Here is a 20,131-nt window from a genome sequence, read left to right as displayed (position 1 = left end):
GCTGATTATTTATTCCTTTTTAATTGAATGATCAGATTTTTCTTCCTGGACTAATATTTTTTACGGGAGGAAAATAATAAAGCACAGACTTAAAAAGAAAAAATATGGCAACTATTTATGAAGCGCGTTACGCTTATCATCCCGAAGACTTCAAATCGTATGATACTGCAAGAATTCGGAAAGAATTTTTAGTGGAAAAACTGATGGAGCCGGGAAATGTTCGTTTGGTGTATTCGTCCATCGAGCGGTACATTGTTGGAGGTGCAGTACCGGTGAACGAACCGCTGCCGCTGGAAACCATCGATTTGTTAAAAGCAGAATATTTCTGCGAGCGAAGGGAAGTGGGAGTGATCAATGTTGCGGGGCCCGGAGTAATTGTTGTCGACGGAACAGAGTATAAAATGGATTTCAAAGATGCCCTGTACATCGGGAAAGGGAGTAAAGAGGTGATCTTTAAATCGGACAGTGCCGAAAACCCGGCGCATTATTACATCAATTCGGCACCGGCACACAAGGAATTTCCAACCAAGCAGGTGACTTTGGGCGAAGCCAACGTTCTGCATCTTGGTGCGATGGAGACTTCCAACGAAAGAAACATCAACCAGCTGCTCATCAATGGAGTGGTGGAAACCTGCCAGTTGCAAATGGGGATGACCGAACTCAAAACCGGAAGCGTATGGAATACCATGCCGCCGCATCAGCACAGCCGCCGGAACGAAGTTTATTTCTACTTTAACGTACCCGAAGGCCAGGCAATTTGTCACTTTATGGGACAACCCAACGAAACACGCCACATTTGGATGCAAAACGAGCAGGCAGTGATTTCGCCCGAGTGGTCGATTCACTCTGCCGCCGGAACCAGCAATTATATTTTTATCTGGGGAATGGCAGGCGAGAATCTCGATTACGGCGATATGGATGTGATTGCTCCGACTGATTTGCGTTAATTTTTATTCAGAAGTCCTCACATTGGTTTCTGAACTTTAAACTCAAAACTTTAAACTGAATTATGATACAGGAATTATTTGACTTAGGCGGAAAAGTTGCCCTGATTACCGGAGGAACACACGGTATTGGAATGGCCATTGGCAAAGTGCTCGGACAAGCCGGTGCCAAAGTGTGTGTAAACGATATTTCGGAAGAAAAGCTGGAAAGCTGTAAAGCCGAGTTTGCCGAAGTTGGGGTAGATGTTTATACCCTGAAATTTGATGTTACCAACGAAGAGGAAGTGGATAAAGGCATTTCGAAAATCGAAGCCGAAGTGGGTACCGTAGATATCCTGGTGAACAACGCCGGAATTATCAAACGCGTTCCAATCCTCGATATGCAGGTGTCTGATTATAAACTGGTGCTTGACATTGATTTGGTAGCCCCGCTGATTGTTTCAAAAAGGGTAGCCCCGAAGATGATCGAAAAATGCTCCGGAAAGATCATTAACATGTGTTCGATGATGAGTGTTTACGGTCGGAACTCGGTTTCAGCCTACGCATCGGCAAAAGGTGGATTAAAGCTTTTAACAGCCAACATGACTTGCGAATGGGCCAAGTACAACATCCAGATCAATGGAATTGGTCCCGGCTATATTGCCACTTCTCAAACTGCACCAATCCGCGAAGGAGGACATCCGTTTAACGACCTGGTGATGACCCGTACACCCGCCGGCCGTTGGGGAGAACCCGAAGATATTGGCAACGCGGCATTGTTCCTTGCTTCAAAAGCCAGCGATTTTGTCAACGGGCATGTGCTTTATGTTGATGGCGGAATTCTTGCCAACTTCGGCTATGTAAAAGGCGAAAACGATCTTTAATAGTCTGGGTACAAGTATATTGTTAAAAGCCGTTTCTTCATTTTCTGATAATTTGGAGGAACGGCTTTTTATATTGGTTGTTCCTTCTCTTTTATCTGCTCCGAATCCTTCCCTTTTTTCATTTTTTTCCTATTTTTGCACCTCATTTTCAAAAGAATTAAAAGCATGTTTGAGAATTTAAGTGACAGGCTGGAACGGTCCTTTAAAATGTTAAAGGGTGAGGGGAAGATCACCGAAATCAATGTGGCAGAAACATTGAAAGATATTCGTCGTGCCTTGCTGGATGCCGACGTCAACTTTAAGATAGCCAAGAAATTTACCGACGACGTTAAAGAAAAAGCACTCGGACAGGAGGTACTTACCGCTGTAAAGCCGGGGCAGTTGATGGTAAAAATCGTAAAAGACGAGTTGGCTTCGTTAATGGGGGGCACCTTTACTGATATTGAGTTAAAAGGAAAACCCGCTGTTATTTTGATGTCAGGTCTGCAGGGATCGGGTAAAACAACCTTCTCGGGCAAACTGGCCAACATGCTGAAAAAGAAAAAAGGCCGCCATCCGATGCTGGTTGCAGGCGACGTTTACCGTCCGGCTGCGATCGAACAGTTGAAAGTGCTGGGCGAACAAATCGGCGTTCCGGTGTATACCGAAGAAGGAAACATGGATCCGGTGAAAATAGCCAAAGCTGCCATACAGGAAGCCAAAGCCAAGGGCTACGACGTAGTGATTGTGGATACCGCAGGTCGTTTGGCAGTTGACGAGGAGATGATGAAAGAAATTGCGGCCATCAAAGCAGCCGTTAATCCCGATGAAATTCTTTTCGTGGTGGATTCAATGACGGGTCAGGATGCCGTAAATACTGCCAAAGAATTTAACGACCGTCTCGATTTCGACGGGGTTGTTCTTACCAAACTCGATGGTGATACCCGCGGTGGTGCAGCGCTCTCGATTCGTGCAGTGGTTGAAAAGCCAATCAAGTTTGTTGGTACCGGTGAGAAACTGGAAGCTTTGGATGTTTTCCACCCCGATCGTATGGCCGACCGTATCCTGGGAATGGGTGACATTGTTTCGCTGGTTGAAAAAGCACAGGAGCAGTTTGACGAAGAAGAAGCACAACGTCTTCAGAAAAAACTGGCAAAAAATACTTTTAATTTTAACGACTTCCTGAAACAGATTGCCCAGATTAAAAAGATGGGTAGTTTGAAAGATGTGGTTGGAATGATCCCGGGAATGGGGAAAGCCATCAAAAACATGGACATCGACGATGATGCATTCAAACACATTGAGGCGATCATTTACTCCATGACAGCGGAAGAACGCGAAAACCCGGCAATTATCAATGGCGGACGGAGAAAGCGTATTGCCAACGGATCGGGAACCGATATTCAGGAAGTGAATCGTTTGCTGAAACAGTTTGATGAAACCCGCAAAATGATGCGAATGGTTTCGCAAGGGAAAAACGTTCAGCGAATGATGGCCGGCATGCAGCAGCGTGGCCGCAGATAGAAAGTTTAGTATAAAAAGATAAGAGAAAGCAAGGCTTTCGAAAAAAATCAGAAGTAATGGAATTGATCGACGGGAACAAAATTGCAGCAGAAATTAAGGCGGAGATTGCCGAAGAAGTAAAAACCATTATTGCCAACGGAGGGAAACAACCGCATTTGGCAGCGATCCTTGTAGGACACGATGGTGGCAGCGAAACTTATGTAGCCTATAAAATTAAAGACTGCGAAGCAGTTGGTTTCAAATCTACGTTGATTCGTTACGAAGATGACGTTACCGAAGAAGAGTTGCTGGCCAAGGTGGATGAGTTGAACAAGGATGAGGACCTGGATGGTTTCATTGTACAGCTGCCTTTGCCCAAACATATTTCAGAGCAAAAAGTGATCGAAGCCATCGATCCGAAAAAAGATGTGGATGGTTTTCATCCAATCAATGTTGGCCGGATGGTGATTGGCCTTCCATCGTTTGTTTCGGCTACTCCCTACGGAATTGTGGAGCTTCTGAAACGCTATAAAATTGACACCAACGGTAAAAACTGTGTGGTTTTGGGGCGTAGTAACATTGTGGGCCGCCCGATGAGTGTATTGATGTCGCAAAAGGCGATGAATGCCACCGTAACCGTTGCTCATAGTCGCACAGAAAACCTGAAGGAAGTTTGTCGTAATGCCGATATTCTGATCGTGGCTATGGGCGTTCCGGAGTTTGTGAAAGGCGATATGGTAAAAGAAGGAGCGGTAGTAATTGATGTGGGGACCACCCGTGTAAAATCGGATCAGACAAAGTCGGGATGGAAACTGAAAGGCGATGTGCTGTTTGATGAGGTCGCTCCTAAATGTTCTTACATTACGCCGGTTCCGGGTGGTGTTGGCCCAATGACCCGTACTTCGTTGCTTCTGAATACACTGCTTTCAGCTAAAAAGGAAATTTATCAGTAGATACAGAATACCTGTTTAACTAAAATTCCGGAGGCGCTTGTAAAAAGTGTTTCCGGAATTTTTTTATGTCTATAAGTGAATCATTTAATTGAACATAAAATCAAAACATGAGATTTTCAGTTTGCGTTGGATGATTGAAAAATCCTAATTTTAAATGGATTCTTTATAAATAGAATAAATTGATTTATCCGGTGCGAGGTTTCTGTTCTATTGTTAAATTTTCTAAAATATTTTTCTATTTTTGAAACTAACTAAGTCAAAAATCAAAAATTGAAAGAATGGAAAGTGCTGGAAGTAAGGAGGGAACAAACAATTCTGGAAGCAAATTTAAACAGGAAATTCATTCAAAAGTTATCCGCGCCGGGAAAAGAACCTATTTCTTTGATGTAAAAAGTACCCGAAGCGACGAGTTTTATCTAACCATTACTGAAAGTAAGAAACGCTTTGGCGAGAACGGAAAGTTCAGCTACGAAAAGCATAAAATCTTTTTGTACAAAGAAGATTTCGAGAAATTTATGGAAAGCTTGCAGGAAGTAGTGGATTACATTTTTGAGAAGCAGCCGGAAGATGAACTGGTAAGCCGCTCAAGAGACGAAGGATATGAAGCCGAAACCGAAACCGAAGCCGAATTCGAAGAAGCCGAAGCTGCCGAGGTTAAAGATTACACAAACGTAGAGTTTGAGGATATTTAAAATTGTAAGACACTAATTATTAGTTCCCACGGGGTTGTTATTCACATACTTCCTAATCATTATTTATTTAAAGTAGCCACAAAGATCAGGGTAACTTTAATCTTTTTTTAATTGTCCTTTCTCAGTTGAAGTAGATATTCGATCTATCTTCGCGACAGTTTTATTAATTCGAATTAATGAATAAAGAAATTAATACTGATCACAAATTGTGGCAAGAGATCTGTGCCAACAACGAAAAAGCGTTCAGTATAGTTTTCGATAAATATTTTAACCGGCTTAGTTATTTTACCCATTCCATAGTTAAAGACCACGAAGCGGTCGAAGATATTGTTTCCGATGTTTTTGTAAAGTTGTGGTTAAACAGGCATAAAATAAAACTTACAACTGAGCTAAAACCCTATCTTTTTGCGGCTGCTAAAAATACAGCACTAAATTATTTAAGAAGCTCAAAGGTGACTCTCTGTATCGAAGATGTGCCCGAAAAGGATATGGTCTCGAATGTTAGCGCCGACTCTGATTTGGTTCACAGCGAAGTACTAAGTGAGTTTAAGGAATTATTAGGGATGATGTCGCCGCAACAAAGTCTAGTCATTAAATTACACAAACTGGAAGGTTTAAGCCAAAAGGAAGTAGCCGATAAATTATCCATTTCATTAAAAACTGTACAAAATCACATTTACCTGGCGATGAAATTTCTATCCGAAAAAATGGCTGCCAAACAATATGATCTCTATTTTCTTTTCGTGATACTTTTGCCGGCAATTAAGTAATTCTCTTCAATCTTAAGCTCTTCTTATTATTCCCGATTCTCTTGTACTCTGAGATACAAAGCTGAAGCAATTTCATAGTGACTTGACTCCCAAAGGACAATGAAACGTTAATGGTCTCATGTCATGGAAAAGTTTCATTTTTATGTTGTTTAACATTTTAATCGTTTTGTAATAATTTCTGCTGGGAAAATTTTCGATTTGCTGTGTCATACCATAAAGCATTTAAAATGAATCGAGAAGAATTATACGAATTATTTGCAAAGAAAGAATCCGGAACAATTACAAAAGATGAATTAGACCGCCTCGAACTTATTCTAAAATCGGATCAAAACAAGGCACTTTACGATGAGTTTAAAAGGATTGTTGATCAAAAAGAAAACTATAGCAACACACCTGAATTTAATTATGCCCGAACACGTGAGAAAATAATTTCCGGAATTCAAAAGCAGGAACCTGAATTTAGCATGGGAGAAGCCGGCAAAAAGCGATCGATCAACCGGTTCAGGAGTGCGTATAAAGTAGCCGCCGTTGCCTTGGTATTACTGGGGATTGCAGGTGTGGTATTTCTTAATCAAAGGGCTCATAAATCTTCTGTTCCGGTGGAACTGGCCTACCTTGAATTCAGCACCAAACCTGGGGAGAATCTAAATGTTGATTTGCCCGATGGTTCTTTTATTCGGTTAAATGGCGGCTCAAGCCTTCGTTTTGAAGAGCATTTCTCGAAATCAAAAAGGGAAGTTTATTTGACGGGCGAAGCTTATTGTGAAATTGCGAAAGACCATAAGCGACCATTTACAGTGAATATGGGTGATTACCAGGTAGAGGTACTTGGAACAACTTTTAATGTTGATGCCTATCCCGATGCCACTAACCTTTCGGTGGCTTTAGTGGAAGGTAAAGTGAAGGTTTGCCAGGCCGAAGGTGAAAATGTTTTTCTTGAACCGGGAAAAATGGTCGCCTTTAATCGGGAAACGCGGGAGTATGTAAAAAGTGATTTTGATTTTGATGAACAATTGGGGTGGAAAAATAAAACCTTCAGGTTTAAGAACACGCCTCTTCCCGAAGTATACCGGCAATTGGAATATCGGTATGGTGTAAGTTTCGAAACCGGGGAACTCGATGTTTCAGGCATCAAAATAAACGCAAGCTTTGATGACGCTTCTTTCCTGACAATTATTACGGCCATTGAAGTGGGGACTGAGTTATCATATGAGATACTTGAGGATAAAAAAATAACTGTTACGAATAATAAGAAACTGAATTAGATATGAGATAAATCCTAATCCTGACAGCATCCAAATCGGATGCAAAAAAAAGTCCCGGGAATTTGAGAAAGGATCAGTTTCTCAAATCCCATCAGGACAAATTGTACAATTAAATATTGAAGCATTAATTACACAATTCAAAATTATGAAAAAAACAATTATTGGAAAGTACTTAATTATGTCATTCTATGCCATATTACTACAATTGGTATTTGCGGGGACTGTTTTGGCCACTGCAACAGGCAGAAGCCAGAGCATCGAGCGGATGAAATTAGACCTCGAGACAAGATCCTGTACCTTAAAAGAATTCTTCGATGAGGTGGAACAAAATTCCACGTTTCGTTTCTTTTATATTGAAAAGGAAATTGACGAAAACAGCCGGGTAACGATCAATCCCGGAAAGGAGAATTTTAAAGAAACCTTGCAGGATATTGCTAACCAGCAAATGTTGCAATTCAAGGTAATCAACGAGGTAATTGTTGTTAAAGATGCGAAAGAAGAAAAACCGGCGGTAATTGAACAAGAGGTAAAAACCATAAAAGGTAAAATAACCGATTCATCAGGTCAGCCACTACCCGGAGCTTCTATCGTTATAAAAGGTACATCAGTAGGTGTTACTTCAGATTTTGATGGTAACTATACCATCGACGTACCTGTTGATGTCAAAGTTTTGGTTTTTTCATTTATTGGAATGAGAACGCAGGAAATTGAGATTGGTACACAATTGAATTTGAATGTGCTGTTGGTTGAGGAGAGTTCTGAACTTGAGGAAGTTATCGTTGTTGGATATGGTACCCAGAAAAAGGTGAATTTAACGGGTGCCGTTGAAGCTGTGGGGAGCGAAGCTTTTGAAAATCGTTCAACTTCGAACACAACACAGGCCTTGCAAGGAGTTATCCCGAACCTGAACATCTCATTGGAAGACGGAAAGCCTACTCGTTCAGCTTCCTACAATGTGCGTGGTAAGACATCAATTGGGCAGGGGGGAAGTGCGCTGGTTCTGATTGATGGTGTAGAGGGTAATCCTTCATTATTGAACCCGAACGACATTGAGAGTGTCAGCGTGTTGAAGGATGCCGCTTCGGCTGCCATTTACGGAGCCAGAGGTTCGTTTGGCGTGGTACTGATTACAACCAAAAAACCACAGAAGGGCAAGACGAAAATTAATTATACCGGCAATTATTCCATTCAATCCTTAGCTCAGAAGCCTGAGTTTGTTACTGACGCCGTTACTTGGGTTGAACATTTCAGGGCATCCTATTTTAATCGTCAGGGAACAGTGCCAACTTCAATCAACAACAATACACAAGCATACAGCGATGAGTGGCTGGAGAGGTTAAAGGCATGGAAAGCCTCAGGTGAAGGTCCGAAAACAGAAATATTGCCCAATGGAGATTATGAATACTATAGCAATACCGATTGGATGGATTTGCTTTTTAAAGATCAAACATTTACCCAGGATCACAATCTGACGATTTCCGGAGGCAACGATAAATCAGATTTTTATATTTCTGGTCGCTTATACGACTTTGGTGGCATGTATAATTTTGATCCGGATACTTATCGTTCTTATAACCTTAGGGCAAAAGGATCATTACAGGCCTATCAGTGGCTGCGTCTTTCCAATAATATGGAATATGCCAACGATTCCTATCACATGCCTTTCTCTGCGCTGGGACGAAGTGCAAACATTCAACGTTACATTGAGGTAAGCGCTTTTCCAAGCATGCCAATGTACAACCCCGACGGAACCTATACCCGAGGTGGAGCTTCAACTTTAGGTGGTTTTGTTGACGGAAACAATTACCAGAATAACAAACGAAATCTATTCAAAAATACGGTATCTCTTAATACTAATTTTTTCGGGAATAAACTTCGTGTAAATGGAGATTTTACCTTCCGCTACGATGGTCGTGATTTCTTTTGGAAAAGGGTAAAGATTCCGTATTACCAAAATGAAAATGCTACCAGTCCAAAATATCTTGGCGATACCAATGGTGTCATTTACGAGTGGATGGGGCACACACTATACAAGGCATCCAACCTTTACGCCGAATATGAAAATACCTTTGTTGACAAACATTACGTAAAAGCAATGGCTGGATGGAACTACGAAACATCGTCATATAAAGCCAATAGTATTCAACGTAACCAGTTGTTACTTGAAAGTGCTGAAAGTGTTCAGTTGGCAACAGGTACCTCCATTACTCCGGGAGCAAGCGTTACCCGATGGAAAACTGCCGGAACATTCTTCCGCGTAAACTATGGCTACCTCGATCGTTATTTGGTGGAAGTAAACGGACGCTATGATGGTTCATCCAGGTTCCCTACTGATCAACAATGGGGTTTCTTCCCGTCTGTTTCGGGAGGATGGAGACTTTCGGAAGAACCTTTCTGGAATGTGAATGAAAGTATTTTATCGGATATCAAATTCCGTGCGTCATACGGTTCTCTGGGGAATGGAAATATTTCTCCTTACCAGTTTCTTGAGTTGTTGAGTATCGGCACTTCGGGGCGCGTACTCGACGGTGCTTTGAACAAAAAGACAAGTGCGCCATCTCCTATTCCTGATGGGCTTACATGGGAAATAGCTACAACAACCGACTTTGGTCTTGATTTGGGGATGCTGAAGGGCAAACTCCGTTTCAGCGGAGACTACTATGTTAGGAAGACAACTGATATGTATGTGGCTGGCCCAACCTTGCCTGATATTTTTGGTGCCACATCTCCAAAAGGAAATTATGCAGATATGACCACAAATGGATTCGAGATTACATTCACCTGGCAGGATAAGTTCAACCTGGCCAACAAGCCTTTCAACTATCAGATACGCGGTTCGCTGTACGATTATGTATCAACAATCGACAAGTTTAACAACCCAACCAAAAAGATCACTGATTACTACGAAGGACAAACAGTTGGTGATATTTGGGGCTTCAGAACAGATGGTTTGTTCCAGGAAGATCCTGATCCGAGTGAATACATCAATACCATTTTTAATAGTTCTGCTGATGCTGTGTGGCGTGCAGGTGATCTTAAAATTAGGAACCTGGATGGCAGTGCCGATAACATGATTACACAAGGAGAGCAAACGGTTGATAATCCGGGAGACCTTACCATTATTGGTAATTCTGAGCCTCGTTATCAATACAGCTTTAATCTGAGTGCCGATTGGAACGGATTTTTCTTTTCTGCGCTTTTCTCCGGTGTAGGCAGGCAAGACTGGTATCCGGGAAGAGAGACTGCATTTTGGGGACAGTACAACCGGGGATACAATCAAATGCCTGCATGGCATCTTGGCAACTACTGGACTGAAGATAACCGCGATGCATATCTTCCAAGATATTCACAGTACAACGGAGTACTTTCGTGGGGAGCGGGTCATGTACCTAACGACCGCTATCTGCAGAGGATATCTTATTTAAGGCTGAAGAACTTGCAAATTGGTTATTCTTTGCCTAAAAGCTGGATATCAAAAATCGCAATGAAAGAAGCTCGGGTTTATTTCAGTGGAGAAAATTTGGCCAGTTGGTCGCCGTTGTATAAAGTGGCCAAAAACTTTATGGATGTATCATCTGCAACTGGCGGAACCGATTCCGATTTGAATAGCAGTTACAATCAGGGTGATGGAAACAGTTATCCGTTGCTAAAAACAATCTCGTTTGGTGTTTCGCTTACCTACTAATTAAAAAAACAGAAGAATATGAAAAAGTATATATTAATAATATTAGCAATCGTACTTTTTAATAGCGGGTGCGAAATGGACGAACCGGCTATTACGACAACCGATAAGGATGCAATATTCGGATCCGAAGAAGGATTGAATGCATATTCGATGTCATTTTACGATATGTTTCCCAGTGCATCTGATCAGGCAATTGTTGAACAATCATTGGTTGATTTTGGGGCTACCAGTACACTCAGCGGATTTACTTTGCTGAATGCATACAGCGAGAATAATTCATCAGGATGGAGCTGGTCTAATTTGCGGAATGTCAATTATTTTATTGAAAATTGTACCGATCCTGATATTCCTGAAAGTGTTCGGAATAATTATATGGGCCTTGCACGCTTTTTTCGTGCCTGGTTCTATTATGGTATGGTACAACGATTTGGTGATGTCCCGTGGGTAGATCATCCGTTAAGCCCGGGAGAAGAGGATATTCTGTATGCTGCCCGCGATTCACGCGAGTTGGTGATGGAAAAAGTATACGAAGATCTGATGTTTGCCGCTGAGAATATCAGCAGAACAACGGATGCCACACAATGTACTATGATTACGAAGTGGGTTGCTTATGCATTTGCTTCACGCGTATGTCTTTTCGAAGGTACGTTTCGTAAATACCACAACCTGAATCTGACCACTTCGGCTGCAGTTTGGCTGAAACGAGCTGAAGATGCTGCAAGTATTGTGATGGAACAATCAGGAAAATCACTGAACAGCAATTACCGTGCTTTGTTTACCAGCGATAACCCTCCTACATCTGAAACTATGCTGGCCATTGCTTCAAGTGCTTCATTAGGTATAAAGCACAACACAAACTGGCGCTGGACTTCCGAAACTTTCGGGACGGGATTAAATATGGTTCGTTCTTTCCTTTGCACTTATTTGCAATCCGACGGAACTCCTTATACCAGCCGCCCAGGATGGCAGTACGAGGATTTTTATGAAGAATTTCAGAATCGTGATTCCCGTTTAAATGCAACGCTTCGTTATCCGGGATACAAACGTGAAGGTGTGCTGACTTTGCCGGTTTACAATGGCTATGCTCGTATAGGTTACCAGCCAATTAAACTTTGTGTTGATGCAACAATTGGCGATACACAGAGCGAGAGTACCCACGCGATTCAATTAGTCCGCTTTGGTGAAGTATTACTTAATTATGCGGAAGCAAAAGCAGAACAAGGAACACTTTCCGACGCCGACTGGGCAGCTACCATCGGAAAACTTAGAGCACGTGCGGGTATTACCGGAGGTCTTACCCAAAAACCAACGCAACTTGATCCATACATGCAGGAAACTTATTTTCCGAACATTACTGACCCGGTGATCATGGAGATTCGCCGTGAAAGAGCCATCGAACTAATATTTGAAGGATTCCGGTTTGACGACTTACTTCGCTGGAAAGCTGGTGATTTGTTTAAAAATAGCTGGACCGGGATGTACATTTCTGGGATCAACAAGCCTCTTGATGTAGATCATAACGGTACCGACGACGTAATTTACTATACTGACGATGCCGGACTCGAAGCTGCAATGGCTCTTTCAAATAATGCAAATCCATATAAAGTAAAAGTGAGTACTGATCCAACTGCAAGCGTCATTCAGGTACATGCTGCCGGCGATGGCACAGGCTATTATCTTGCCTGGTTTACCAATAACGACTCAAAGAAAGTGTGGGGACCCAAACAGTATTTCTATCCTATTCCGGTAAGTGCATTAAATAAAAACCCCCAACTTACGCAGAATGCAGGTTGGGAAAATGGTGCAACAAACGACGGGAATTAATCTCTGGTAATAGAATCGTTTAAAAACGATCGTGATTATAACTTTTCTCTGTGTTGCTCTGTGGTAAAATAGAAATATTAGACCACAGAGTTTCACAGACTTATAGTGTGTTAATATACAATGAGCAAATTGAATTCAAACCAAATGGAAAAAAGCGTAAGGTTAAAGCAGTTTAAAATAAAACTCGTGCTTGTTTTCTGTGGAGTTCTACTTGTGCTTCAACAAAGTACGGCACAGTCAAATCCTTTCCGGTTAAAAATAATGAGTTTCAATGTTTGCAGGTCGGGAGAACTAACCCAGTACTCGGTTATTCCTTTTGCCGACCTGATCAGGCAATACGAGCCTGATATTATTGCCTTACAGGAGCTCGATTACATGACAAGCCGAAATACGGGGATTGATTTTACTACAAAACTGGGGGCCGAGTTAGGGATGTTTCCGGTATTTGGAAGAACAATTTACTACAAAGGTGGAGAATATGGCCTCGCGGTGCTTTCAAAATATCCTTTTTTGCAAGTAAAAACAGAACCCTTGCCAACTCCATCGGATAAAGAGCAAAGAGCTGTTCTGATTACTGAAGTTCGTCTTCCTACAGGTCAGAACGTACGGTTTGCCAGTACACATCTCGATCATTCCAGCGATGCGATAAGTGCAGTGATGGCCCAAGCCATGAATGATTTTCTTTTGAAAGACGATATGCCAACCATAGTTGGGGGCGATTTTAATACAAGACCGGAAGAAGGAACTATTGCCAACGGTATGCAGCAATGGAAACGGTTTTGTAACGACAATCCTACTTGCCCTGATATTCCAACAAAAAAAATTGATTACCTGTTTGGATACCCAAAAGAAAAGTGTTCGACCATTAGCTATCAGGTTATCGAGAAGACAGGAATATCGGATCATTGCCCAATTGTCGCAGAAGTTGAATTTCAATGATTGTGAAAATGAAAAAAATAAATATTCTGCTCTTGTCGTTGATCGGTTTTTGGTCTTTTATTTCTTGCGGGGAAGAGGAAAATCCTTCGCCTGATTTACCAGAGACAGGAACAAACAATAGCATTTCAATTCAGGTTTATTCGCGTTTTAATAATCAAAAGCTTTTTAATGCGAACGACTATGCCGCGGTAGTAGGTCGGATTCGGAGTAATCAAAATTCTGTTGTTCTTCTTCAACGGGTTGATGCTACGACTAGCTCAACTGAAATAAAAAATCCAATGGTTACGATTGCTGAAGAGACCGAGAAAATACCTCTTTTCGCATGGACCCGCTATGCCGATACGCAAATTGAAGGTTCCGGTATTCTGGTCGGGCAAACCATTACTGAAATGAAAAGCATCCCAACGAGTGAGGGCTGTTGCTATGTATCGGTTCCGTTAACGGTAACCGGAGGTAACGGCATGAATTTTTCATCAATAACTTTCGAAAATGAAACACAGTTGGCAACAGGAATTGCTGCAGTAAAAGCGAATCTGGACGATAAAACAGTGTTGATTGGGTTTGCGGCAAAATCACTTCAAAACAAACTGAAAACTGAATTTTCTGGAGAAACTTATCGTTTCGAAACCATGGAAAGTTCAGGGGGAAACACTACTCAATTTTTGTTTTTACTAACCAATCCTAAATGGAAACTCCAAGAGTACAAGGAAACTGCTGTCGGAACAGATGGTATATCCTGTATCGATTTAAAAATTGAAAAGTTATAATTATGAATACTAAGTTTATCTTCTTCTTTCTTGTTTACATTCAGTTCTTTCTTGTTTTACCGGATGCAACGGCGCAGGAAGAACAAGCACCTGTAAAACTCAAGATACTCTGTTACAATCTTCGGTTTGGAGAATTGGCTTCGCTGGAAGAACTGGCTGCCTTTATCAAGGAGCAGGATCCCGATATTGTTGCCTTACAGGAAGTGGATTGCCGAACCTACCGTGAGCGTGCACCCAAACAGCACGGTAAAGATTTTGCCACCGAACTTGGTTTTCGCACAGGCATGCTTTCGGCCTATGGCAAAACCATTGACTATGCGGGAGGATACTACGGAATTGGAATTTTATCCAAATACCCGATGGCTTCAATCGAACGCATTTTTCTGCCTAAAACCGAAAATGGTAAAGAGCAACGTGCTGTTCTGGTTGCTGAAGTTGAACTTCAAAAGCAGCAGTACATAACATTTGCCTGTACGCATCTGGATTATACAAATACGCTCGAAAGGCAGGTACAGGTGGATTCACTGAACGAAATTCTGCAAAAGAAGATCAATCCTGTAATTTTATGCGGTGACTTTAACGCACAGCCTGATTCAAAAGAGATCAAAGAAGGAATGAGTGCCTGGAAAATAGTCTCGGATTTAGAGCCTACAATTCCGGCCAACGATCCCAAAAATACCATTGACTATATTTTTTGCTATCCGAAAGATAAGTGGATTGAAACCGACGCGAAGACGCATAACGTACAACTTTCTGATCATTTGCCGATAAGCAGTACCGTGGAATTGAAGTTATAAGTGGAGTTCAATTCAGGCAAATAAGCCTTAAATACTTTCAAATGGAGAATTCAATTTTAAAAGAGTTTATTATGAAAAATATAGGGAGAACGATTATCCTTATTTTCTGTGTTTTATTATTTATTGCTTGCGAGACAAACGACGAAATCCGTTTTGCATTTGTAACTGACGTTCATATTGGGCGCGATAAATGTGACGAGGACCTGAAGAAAACGGTAGACGATATTAATTCGATGAAAGATGTTGACTTTGTAGTTGTGACAGGAGATGTTGCCAACTTTGGAGCAGACGAAGAATTACAGCAGGCAAAGTCAATTCTGGATAAGCTGAATAAGAAATGGTATATTCTTCCCGGAAATCATGATACCAAATGGAGCGAAAGCGGATGTCGCAGCTTTGAAAGGATATTCGGAACAGAACATTTTGAGTTTAAACACGGGAAATATCGTTTTATTGGTTGCGGAAGTGGCCCCGAAATGCGCATGGGGCCGGGGATGGTTCCGTATAGCGAAGTACTTTGGTTGGATTCGGTTATGACGAAAACAGTCGGAGAACCAGTTATTTACTTAAACCATTATCCAATAAATGAAACATTGGCCAATTGGTACAAAATAATTGACATCCTCAAAAAAGGAAATACGCAAGCGATCTTGTGTGGGCACGGACATAAAAACCAGCAACTGAATTTCGAAGGTATTCCCGGAGTTATGGGGCGTGCTAACGTCAGAGGGAAAGATGAAACAGGAGGATACAACCTGGTAACGATAAAAAACGATTCAATTTTTTTTGCTGAGCGGACTCCCGGAATAGAGACACATGAAATATGGAATCGTGTAAGCCTGAAAAATCCTGGGGCGGACGATGAATCATATCCTCGTCCTTCTTATGATATAAACGAAAAATACCCCGAGGTAAAAGAACTGTGGAGCTTGCAGGACAGCAGTGACATTGTTTCAGGAATGGCAGTTACCGACAGTTTTTGTTTTTATACCAATACCCGGGGAGAAATTGTTGCATTGAATATCAACTCCGGTAATTTGTTATGGAAATACCAAACAGCAGGAAAGATATTCTCAACACCGGCTTATTCAAATAAAATGCTTGTAACCGCATCTACTGATGGAAGCGTGTATTGCCTGGATGCATCAAGCGGAAAACTGATATGGAAAGTTGTGACATCAAAACCGATTGTGGCATCTCCGGTAATCGATGAGGAAGTGGTTTATATGGGAAGTTCTGAAGGAAAAATGTCAGCCTTATCACTTGCCGATGGAACACTGATTTGGGAAAATGCGACCTTGGAAGGCTTTATTGAAACGCAGCCACTGGTGGATGATATACATATTTATTTTGGAAGCTGGGGCGGATATTTTTATGCACTGAACAAAGCGGATGGTACAATCGATTGGCAATGGAAATCGAAGAAAGGACAGCTGTACTCTCCCGCGGCCTGTACTCCCGTTTCTGCTCATGGAAAAGTTTTTATTGTTGATCCGGAACGCTATACAACGGCATTTGATGCTGTTTCAGGAAAGCAGATTTGGCGCTCGAACCGGTATGAAGGCCGTGAATCGATCGGAATATCTGAAGATAAATCACTTATTTATGTGAAAACTATGAGGGATTCGGTGGTCGCACTTTCGGCAGAAGCAGATGAGTGTAAGCTGGAATGGGCCGTGAATTGTGAATTTGGTTTCGAGCTTGATCCTGCGTCGGCTGTCGAAAAAGAGGGAGTGGTTTTTGTGCCATGCGATAATGGGTGTATTTATGCGATCGACCGGAATAGCGGGCAAATAATTTGGATACGAAAGCTTTCCAATGCGCTGATCAACCCCATATATCCCCTGGGAAACCGTCAATTACTGGCATCGACAATGGATGGTAAAATTATCAGATTAGAATACAAATGAAAAAATGTACTTTCACTCTCTTCTTGGTTTTCGTAATTACGGTCGTTGCAAATGCGCAGAACGACTCGCTGGCGTTTGTATCGGCCAAGTGGCAAACGGAAGTTGTTCATCCGGAAGTAAAATGGATGAGTTATCATTTTAACGATGGGGAATTATTCCAAAGTAATCAAAACATCAGCGTCCTGGAATTACCCGCAAAACGGAAAAAGGTAAAGCTAAGTATTGTATATAGCGATTCACTGGAGTTAAGTTCACAACTGGCTTCAAAAAGTCATGCGATCGCCGGAATTAACGGATCATATTTTGAAATGAGGGGAAAAGATCCGGATAATCATCCAGAGTTAACAGCTGTACCTCACACTTCTCCGGCAAATATCAATCGCAACCGTTCACAAACTTATCTGAAAATTGACGGCAAACTGATTGCTGAGAACTATGCGAAGTCATCGCACGTAAAACGTTATCCGCGCGGAGCACTTGCTTTTGGGAAGAAGGATATTTCAATTTTTAAGGTTGATACTACCATCAGCAACTGGGAGAACAGTATCCGGGCAAAGAACATTATCACGTCGGGGCCCATGCTTGTGAGCAAAGGTATGGAAAACAGTATGCCTGACGATTCGTTCTGCGGTAAACGTCATCCCCGCACGGCGGTTGGCTTACGTGCCAATGGTTCTGTACTGTTTGTGGTGGTCGATGGCCGCTCAAGCGACGCCAATGGGATGAATCTGAATGAAATGCAAAAGATTATGCGTTGGCTCGGCTGTGTGGATGCCCTAAACCTTGACGGCGGTGGCTCGTCAACAATGGTTATATGTGAGCAGCCATTTCACGGAGTTGTCAGTTACCCGTCGGATAACAAAAAGTTCGATCACGAAGGAGAACGAGAAGTGGCTAATGCCATTTTAATTTTGGAGAAATAGTTGTCGCCGGTTTTTAAGGAAAACCATTCTCTCTTTAGTGTTCAATCTATTCGTACATATTGATAAAGCTTAAAAGAAAAGAGAAGTTACAGGGGAAAGCTTGACCATGCCCGGTGAGCAGAAAAAATTGCCCGGGGGAGGCTCAACTTTGCCGGTGAGCTTAAAAAACTGTCCGGGGAAAGCTAAAATTTGTCAGTGGGGTTAAAAAACTGCCCGGGGAGAGGTTACTCAGGCTGGTGAGCAGAAAAAAACGTCCGGGGAAGACTCAACCTGGCCGGTGGGAAGAAAAAAGTCCCGGGGAAGGGGCGAACCTGCCTTGGGACCAATAGAATTAAGGCTTTCAGATTTGTTTCTTGTAGAAGCCAGACAAAAAAATCAAGAGAAAATGCTAAAATTGGAATTAAAATCTATACAATAGACGGAATTTTATCCCAACTCGCTTAACTCCAGCCATCTCATCTCTTTCTCATCGAGCAGGGTTTTTATTTTATCTAGCTCCAGCGATTTCTCGTACAGTTCGTCGTGTGGAAGATTGCCCGAATTCATGGCCTCTTCCAGTTCTTCCTTTCGCTGTTCCAGTTCCGGGATTTCCTTCTCAAGCTGCTCAAATTCTCGCTTTTCGTTGAACGTAAGTTTGCGTTTGCCCTGGCTCTTTTCTTCCGTTTTTACCTTCGTCTGAACCTTTTCCTGTGCCTGATTCTGAGCCTTTGCCTTCGCCTGTTCTCTCTCCTGGTCTTCCTCTACCTTATTGCGGTAAATGGTGTAATTTCCAGGGAAATCGCTGACTGTTCCTTCGCCTTCAAAAACAAAAAGATGGTCCACTATTTTATCCATAAAAAAGCGGTCGTGCGAAACTACCACCACACAACCCGCAAATGCTTTCAGGTAATCTTCCAGTACATTCAGAGTGATAATATCCAGGTCGTTGGTTGGCTCGTCGAGTATCAAAAAGTTGGGATTTTGCATCAAAACGGTGCATAAATACAACCGTCGTTGTTCGCCTCCGCTCAATTTTTCAATGTAATTGTATTGCGTTTCCGGAGGGAACAAAAAGCGTGTGAGCATTTGTGTGGCGCTCATTTTTGTGCCGTCTTCAAAGTGAATAAACTCGGCAATTTTCTGAACGGCCTCAATCACTTTTTCTTTTGGATCGAATTCAATGCCGTCCTGACGGTAATACCCAAATTTGATGGTTGGGCCAATCTCAATCGTTCCGGTATCGGGAGTGAGTGTTTGTGTCAGCAAATTCAGAAAGGTTGATTTACCGGTACCGTTGTTGCCAATAATACCCACTTTCTCAAAACGCTGAAACTTATAGGTAAAATCCTCGATCAGCTTTACACCCGGAAACGACTTTGAAACATGCTCCAGTTCAACAATTTTTTTCCCGAGGCGAGCCGATTGTACGTTCATTTCCACTTTGTTGTCGCGGAAATTATGCGAGGCTTTGTCTTGCAGATCGTAAAAAGCATTGATGCGGTATTTGGCTTTGTGACTGCGGGCCTGCGGCATACGGCGCATCCATTCAATTTCGGTGCGCAGCAGGTTCTTGGCTTTGGCTACTGTTGCCTGTTGCATTTGAACCCGTTCCTCTCTTTTTTCTAGAAAATAGGAGTAGTTCCCTTGGTAGCGATAAATCTGGTTGTCCTCCATTTCGATGATCTCGTTACACACCCGGTCAAGGAAATAGCGGTCGTGCGTAACCATCAAAAGGGTCGATTTTGTTTTTTCGAGGTACGCTTCCAGCCATTCGATCATTTCCAGGTCGAGGTGGTTGGTGGGCTCGTCCAGAATCAGTAGGTCGGGTTGGTTGATCAGCACTTTGGCCAGTGCCAGCCGCTTTTTTTGTCCGCCTGAAAGCTGCGAAACCTTTTGTTCGAGGAAATTGATTTTTAGCTGGGTCAGAATCTGTTTAATCTCCACCTCAATGGACCACGCACCCAGTTCATCCAGCTTTGATGAGATGGCTGCAATTTCTTCCTGGTTATTTTGGGCCAGAGCCAGCTCAAACGCTTTTATGGCATTGATTTTCTCGTTGTCGGTTTCGAAAATTTCTTCAATAACGGTATGGTCGGGATTAAGATCCGGTATCTGTTCGAAATACCCGATTCTCACATCATTGGTAAGTGTAATCGTGCCTTGGTCGGGCGAATCTTTTCCTGCCAAAAGATCCAGCAGTGTTGATTTTCCTGTGCCGTTTTTAGCGATCAGGGCCACCTTTTGCCCTTCAAATACGGTAAACGATATATTTTCGAAAAGCAAAAGTTCTCCCCAGCGTTTCGATAGGTTTTCTCCCTGTACAAATGGTTTCATGAAG

Annotated in this window: 15 protein-coding genes; 14 read left to right on the top strand and 1 reads right to left on the bottom strand. The window is 42.3% G+C overall.

The genetic code is table 11. The annotated features are described in order from the left end of the window. The first annotated feature begins 104 nt into the window (after nt 1–104). From kduI to INQ51_RS09905, 14 genes are all read left to right on the top strand, one after another. Entirely contained in the window at nt 105–947 is an 843-nt protein-coding gene (kduI, locus tag INQ51_RS09970) for a 5-dehydro-4-deoxy-D-glucuronate isomerase (RefSeq protein ID WP_233377827.1), read from the top strand. A 62-nt stretch (nt 948–1,009) separates the two neighbouring features. After that, nucleotides 1,010–1,807, top strand: a complete 798-nt coding sequence (locus INQ51_RS09965; RefSeq protein ID WP_233377826.1) for a gluconate 5-dehydrogenase — start codon at nt 1,010–1,012, stop codon at nt 1,805–1,807. 165 nt (nt 1,808–1,972) lie between these two features. Beyond that, complete coding sequence (gene ffh / locus INQ51_RS09960; RefSeq protein ID WP_233377825.1) at nt 1,973–3,310, top strand: signal recognition particle protein; 1,338 nt, start codon at nt 1,973–1,975, stop codon at nt 3,308–3,310. Nucleotides 3,311–3,366: 56 nt separating this feature from the next. Further along, a complete protein-coding gene (folD, locus tag INQ51_RS09955; RefSeq protein ID WP_233377824.1) occupies nt 3,367–4,242 on the top strand; it encodes a bifunctional methylenetetrahydrofolate dehydrogenase/methenyltetrahydrofolate cyclohydrolase FolD in 876 nt (291 codons plus the stop codon). A gap of 278 nt (nt 4,243–4,520) precedes the next feature. Continuing rightward, entirely contained in the window at nt 4,521–4,934 is a 414-nt protein-coding gene (locus INQ51_RS09950) for a DUF3276 family protein (protein ID WP_233377823.1), read from the top strand. Between the two features lie 176 nt (nt 4,935–5,110). After that, complete coding sequence (locus INQ51_RS09945; protein WP_233377822.1) at nt 5,111–5,704, top strand: RNA polymerase sigma factor; 594 nt, start codon at nt 5,111–5,113, stop codon at nt 5,702–5,704. A gap of 227 nt (nt 5,705–5,931) precedes the next feature. Further along, nucleotides 5,932–6,969, top strand: a complete 1,038-nt coding sequence (locus tag INQ51_RS09940; RefSeq protein ID WP_233377821.1) for a FecR family protein — start codon at nt 5,932–5,934, stop codon at nt 6,967–6,969. A gap of 145 nt (nt 6,970–7,114) precedes the next feature. Beyond that, entirely contained in the window at nt 7,115–10,654 is a 3,540-nt protein-coding gene (locus INQ51_RS09935; protein ID WP_233377820.1) for a SusC/RagA family TonB-linked outer membrane protein, read from the top strand. An 18-nt stretch (nt 10,655–10,672) separates the two neighbouring features. Further along, nucleotides 10,673–12,478 (top strand): RagB/SusD family nutrient uptake outer membrane protein, encoded by a 1,806-nt coding sequence (locus INQ51_RS09930; RefSeq protein ID WP_233377819.1) that lies wholly within the window; start codon nt 10,673–10,675, stop codon nt 12,476–12,478. A gap of 261 nt (nt 12,479–12,739) precedes the next feature. Then, complete coding sequence (locus INQ51_RS09925) at nt 12,740–13,417, top strand: endonuclease/exonuclease/phosphatase family protein (RefSeq protein ID WP_233377818.1); 678 nt, start codon at nt 12,740–12,742, stop codon at nt 13,415–13,417. Nucleotides 13,418–13,425: 8 nt separating this feature from the next. Next, nucleotides 13,426–14,184: a hypothetical protein gene (locus INQ51_RS09920; protein ID WP_233377817.1), complete on the top strand. Its 759-nt coding sequence runs from the start codon at nt 13,426–13,428 to the stop codon at nt 14,182–14,184. Between the two features lie 2 nt (nt 14,185–14,186). Further along, the gene (locus tag INQ51_RS09915) at nt 14,187–14,981 is read left to right on the top strand and encodes an endonuclease/exonuclease/phosphatase family protein (protein ID WP_233377816.1); all 795 of its coding nucleotides are present in this window, start codon (nt 14,187–14,189) and stop codon (nt 14,979–14,981) included. Nucleotides 14,982–15,052: 71 nt separating this feature from the next. Next, on the top strand, nt 15,053–16,891 hold the full coding sequence (locus INQ51_RS09910) for a PQQ-binding-like beta-propeller repeat protein (protein WP_233377815.1): 1,839 nt from the start codon (nt 15,053–15,055) through the stop codon (nt 16,889–16,891). After that, nucleotides 16,888–17,814: a phosphodiester glycosidase family protein gene (locus INQ51_RS09905; RefSeq protein WP_233377814.1), complete on the top strand. Its 927-nt coding sequence runs from the start codon at nt 16,888–16,890 to the stop codon at nt 17,812–17,814. The genes INQ51_RS09910 and INQ51_RS09905 overlap by 4 nt, the downstream gene beginning before the upstream one ends. Nucleotides 17,815–18,240: 426 nt before the next feature. Here the strand turns inward: INQ51_RS09905 and INQ51_RS09900 are convergent, their stop codons facing one another. After that, on the bottom strand, nt 18,241–20,127 hold the full coding sequence (locus INQ51_RS09900; RefSeq protein WP_233377813.1) for an ABC-F family ATP-binding cassette domain-containing protein: 1,887 nt from the start codon (nt 20,125–20,127) through the stop codon (nt 18,241–18,243). Between the last annotated feature and the right edge of the window lie 4 nt (nt 20,128–20,131).

The organism is Maribellus sp. CM-23 (assembly GCF_021354595.1).
In the GTDB taxonomy this organism is placed as follows: domain Bacteria; phylum Bacteroidota; class Bacteroidia; order Bacteroidales; family Prolixibacteraceae; genus Draconibacterium.
The sequence above is the reverse complement of the archived record's forward strand: the minus strand, read 5'-3'. Positions and strand labels throughout refer to the sequence as shown.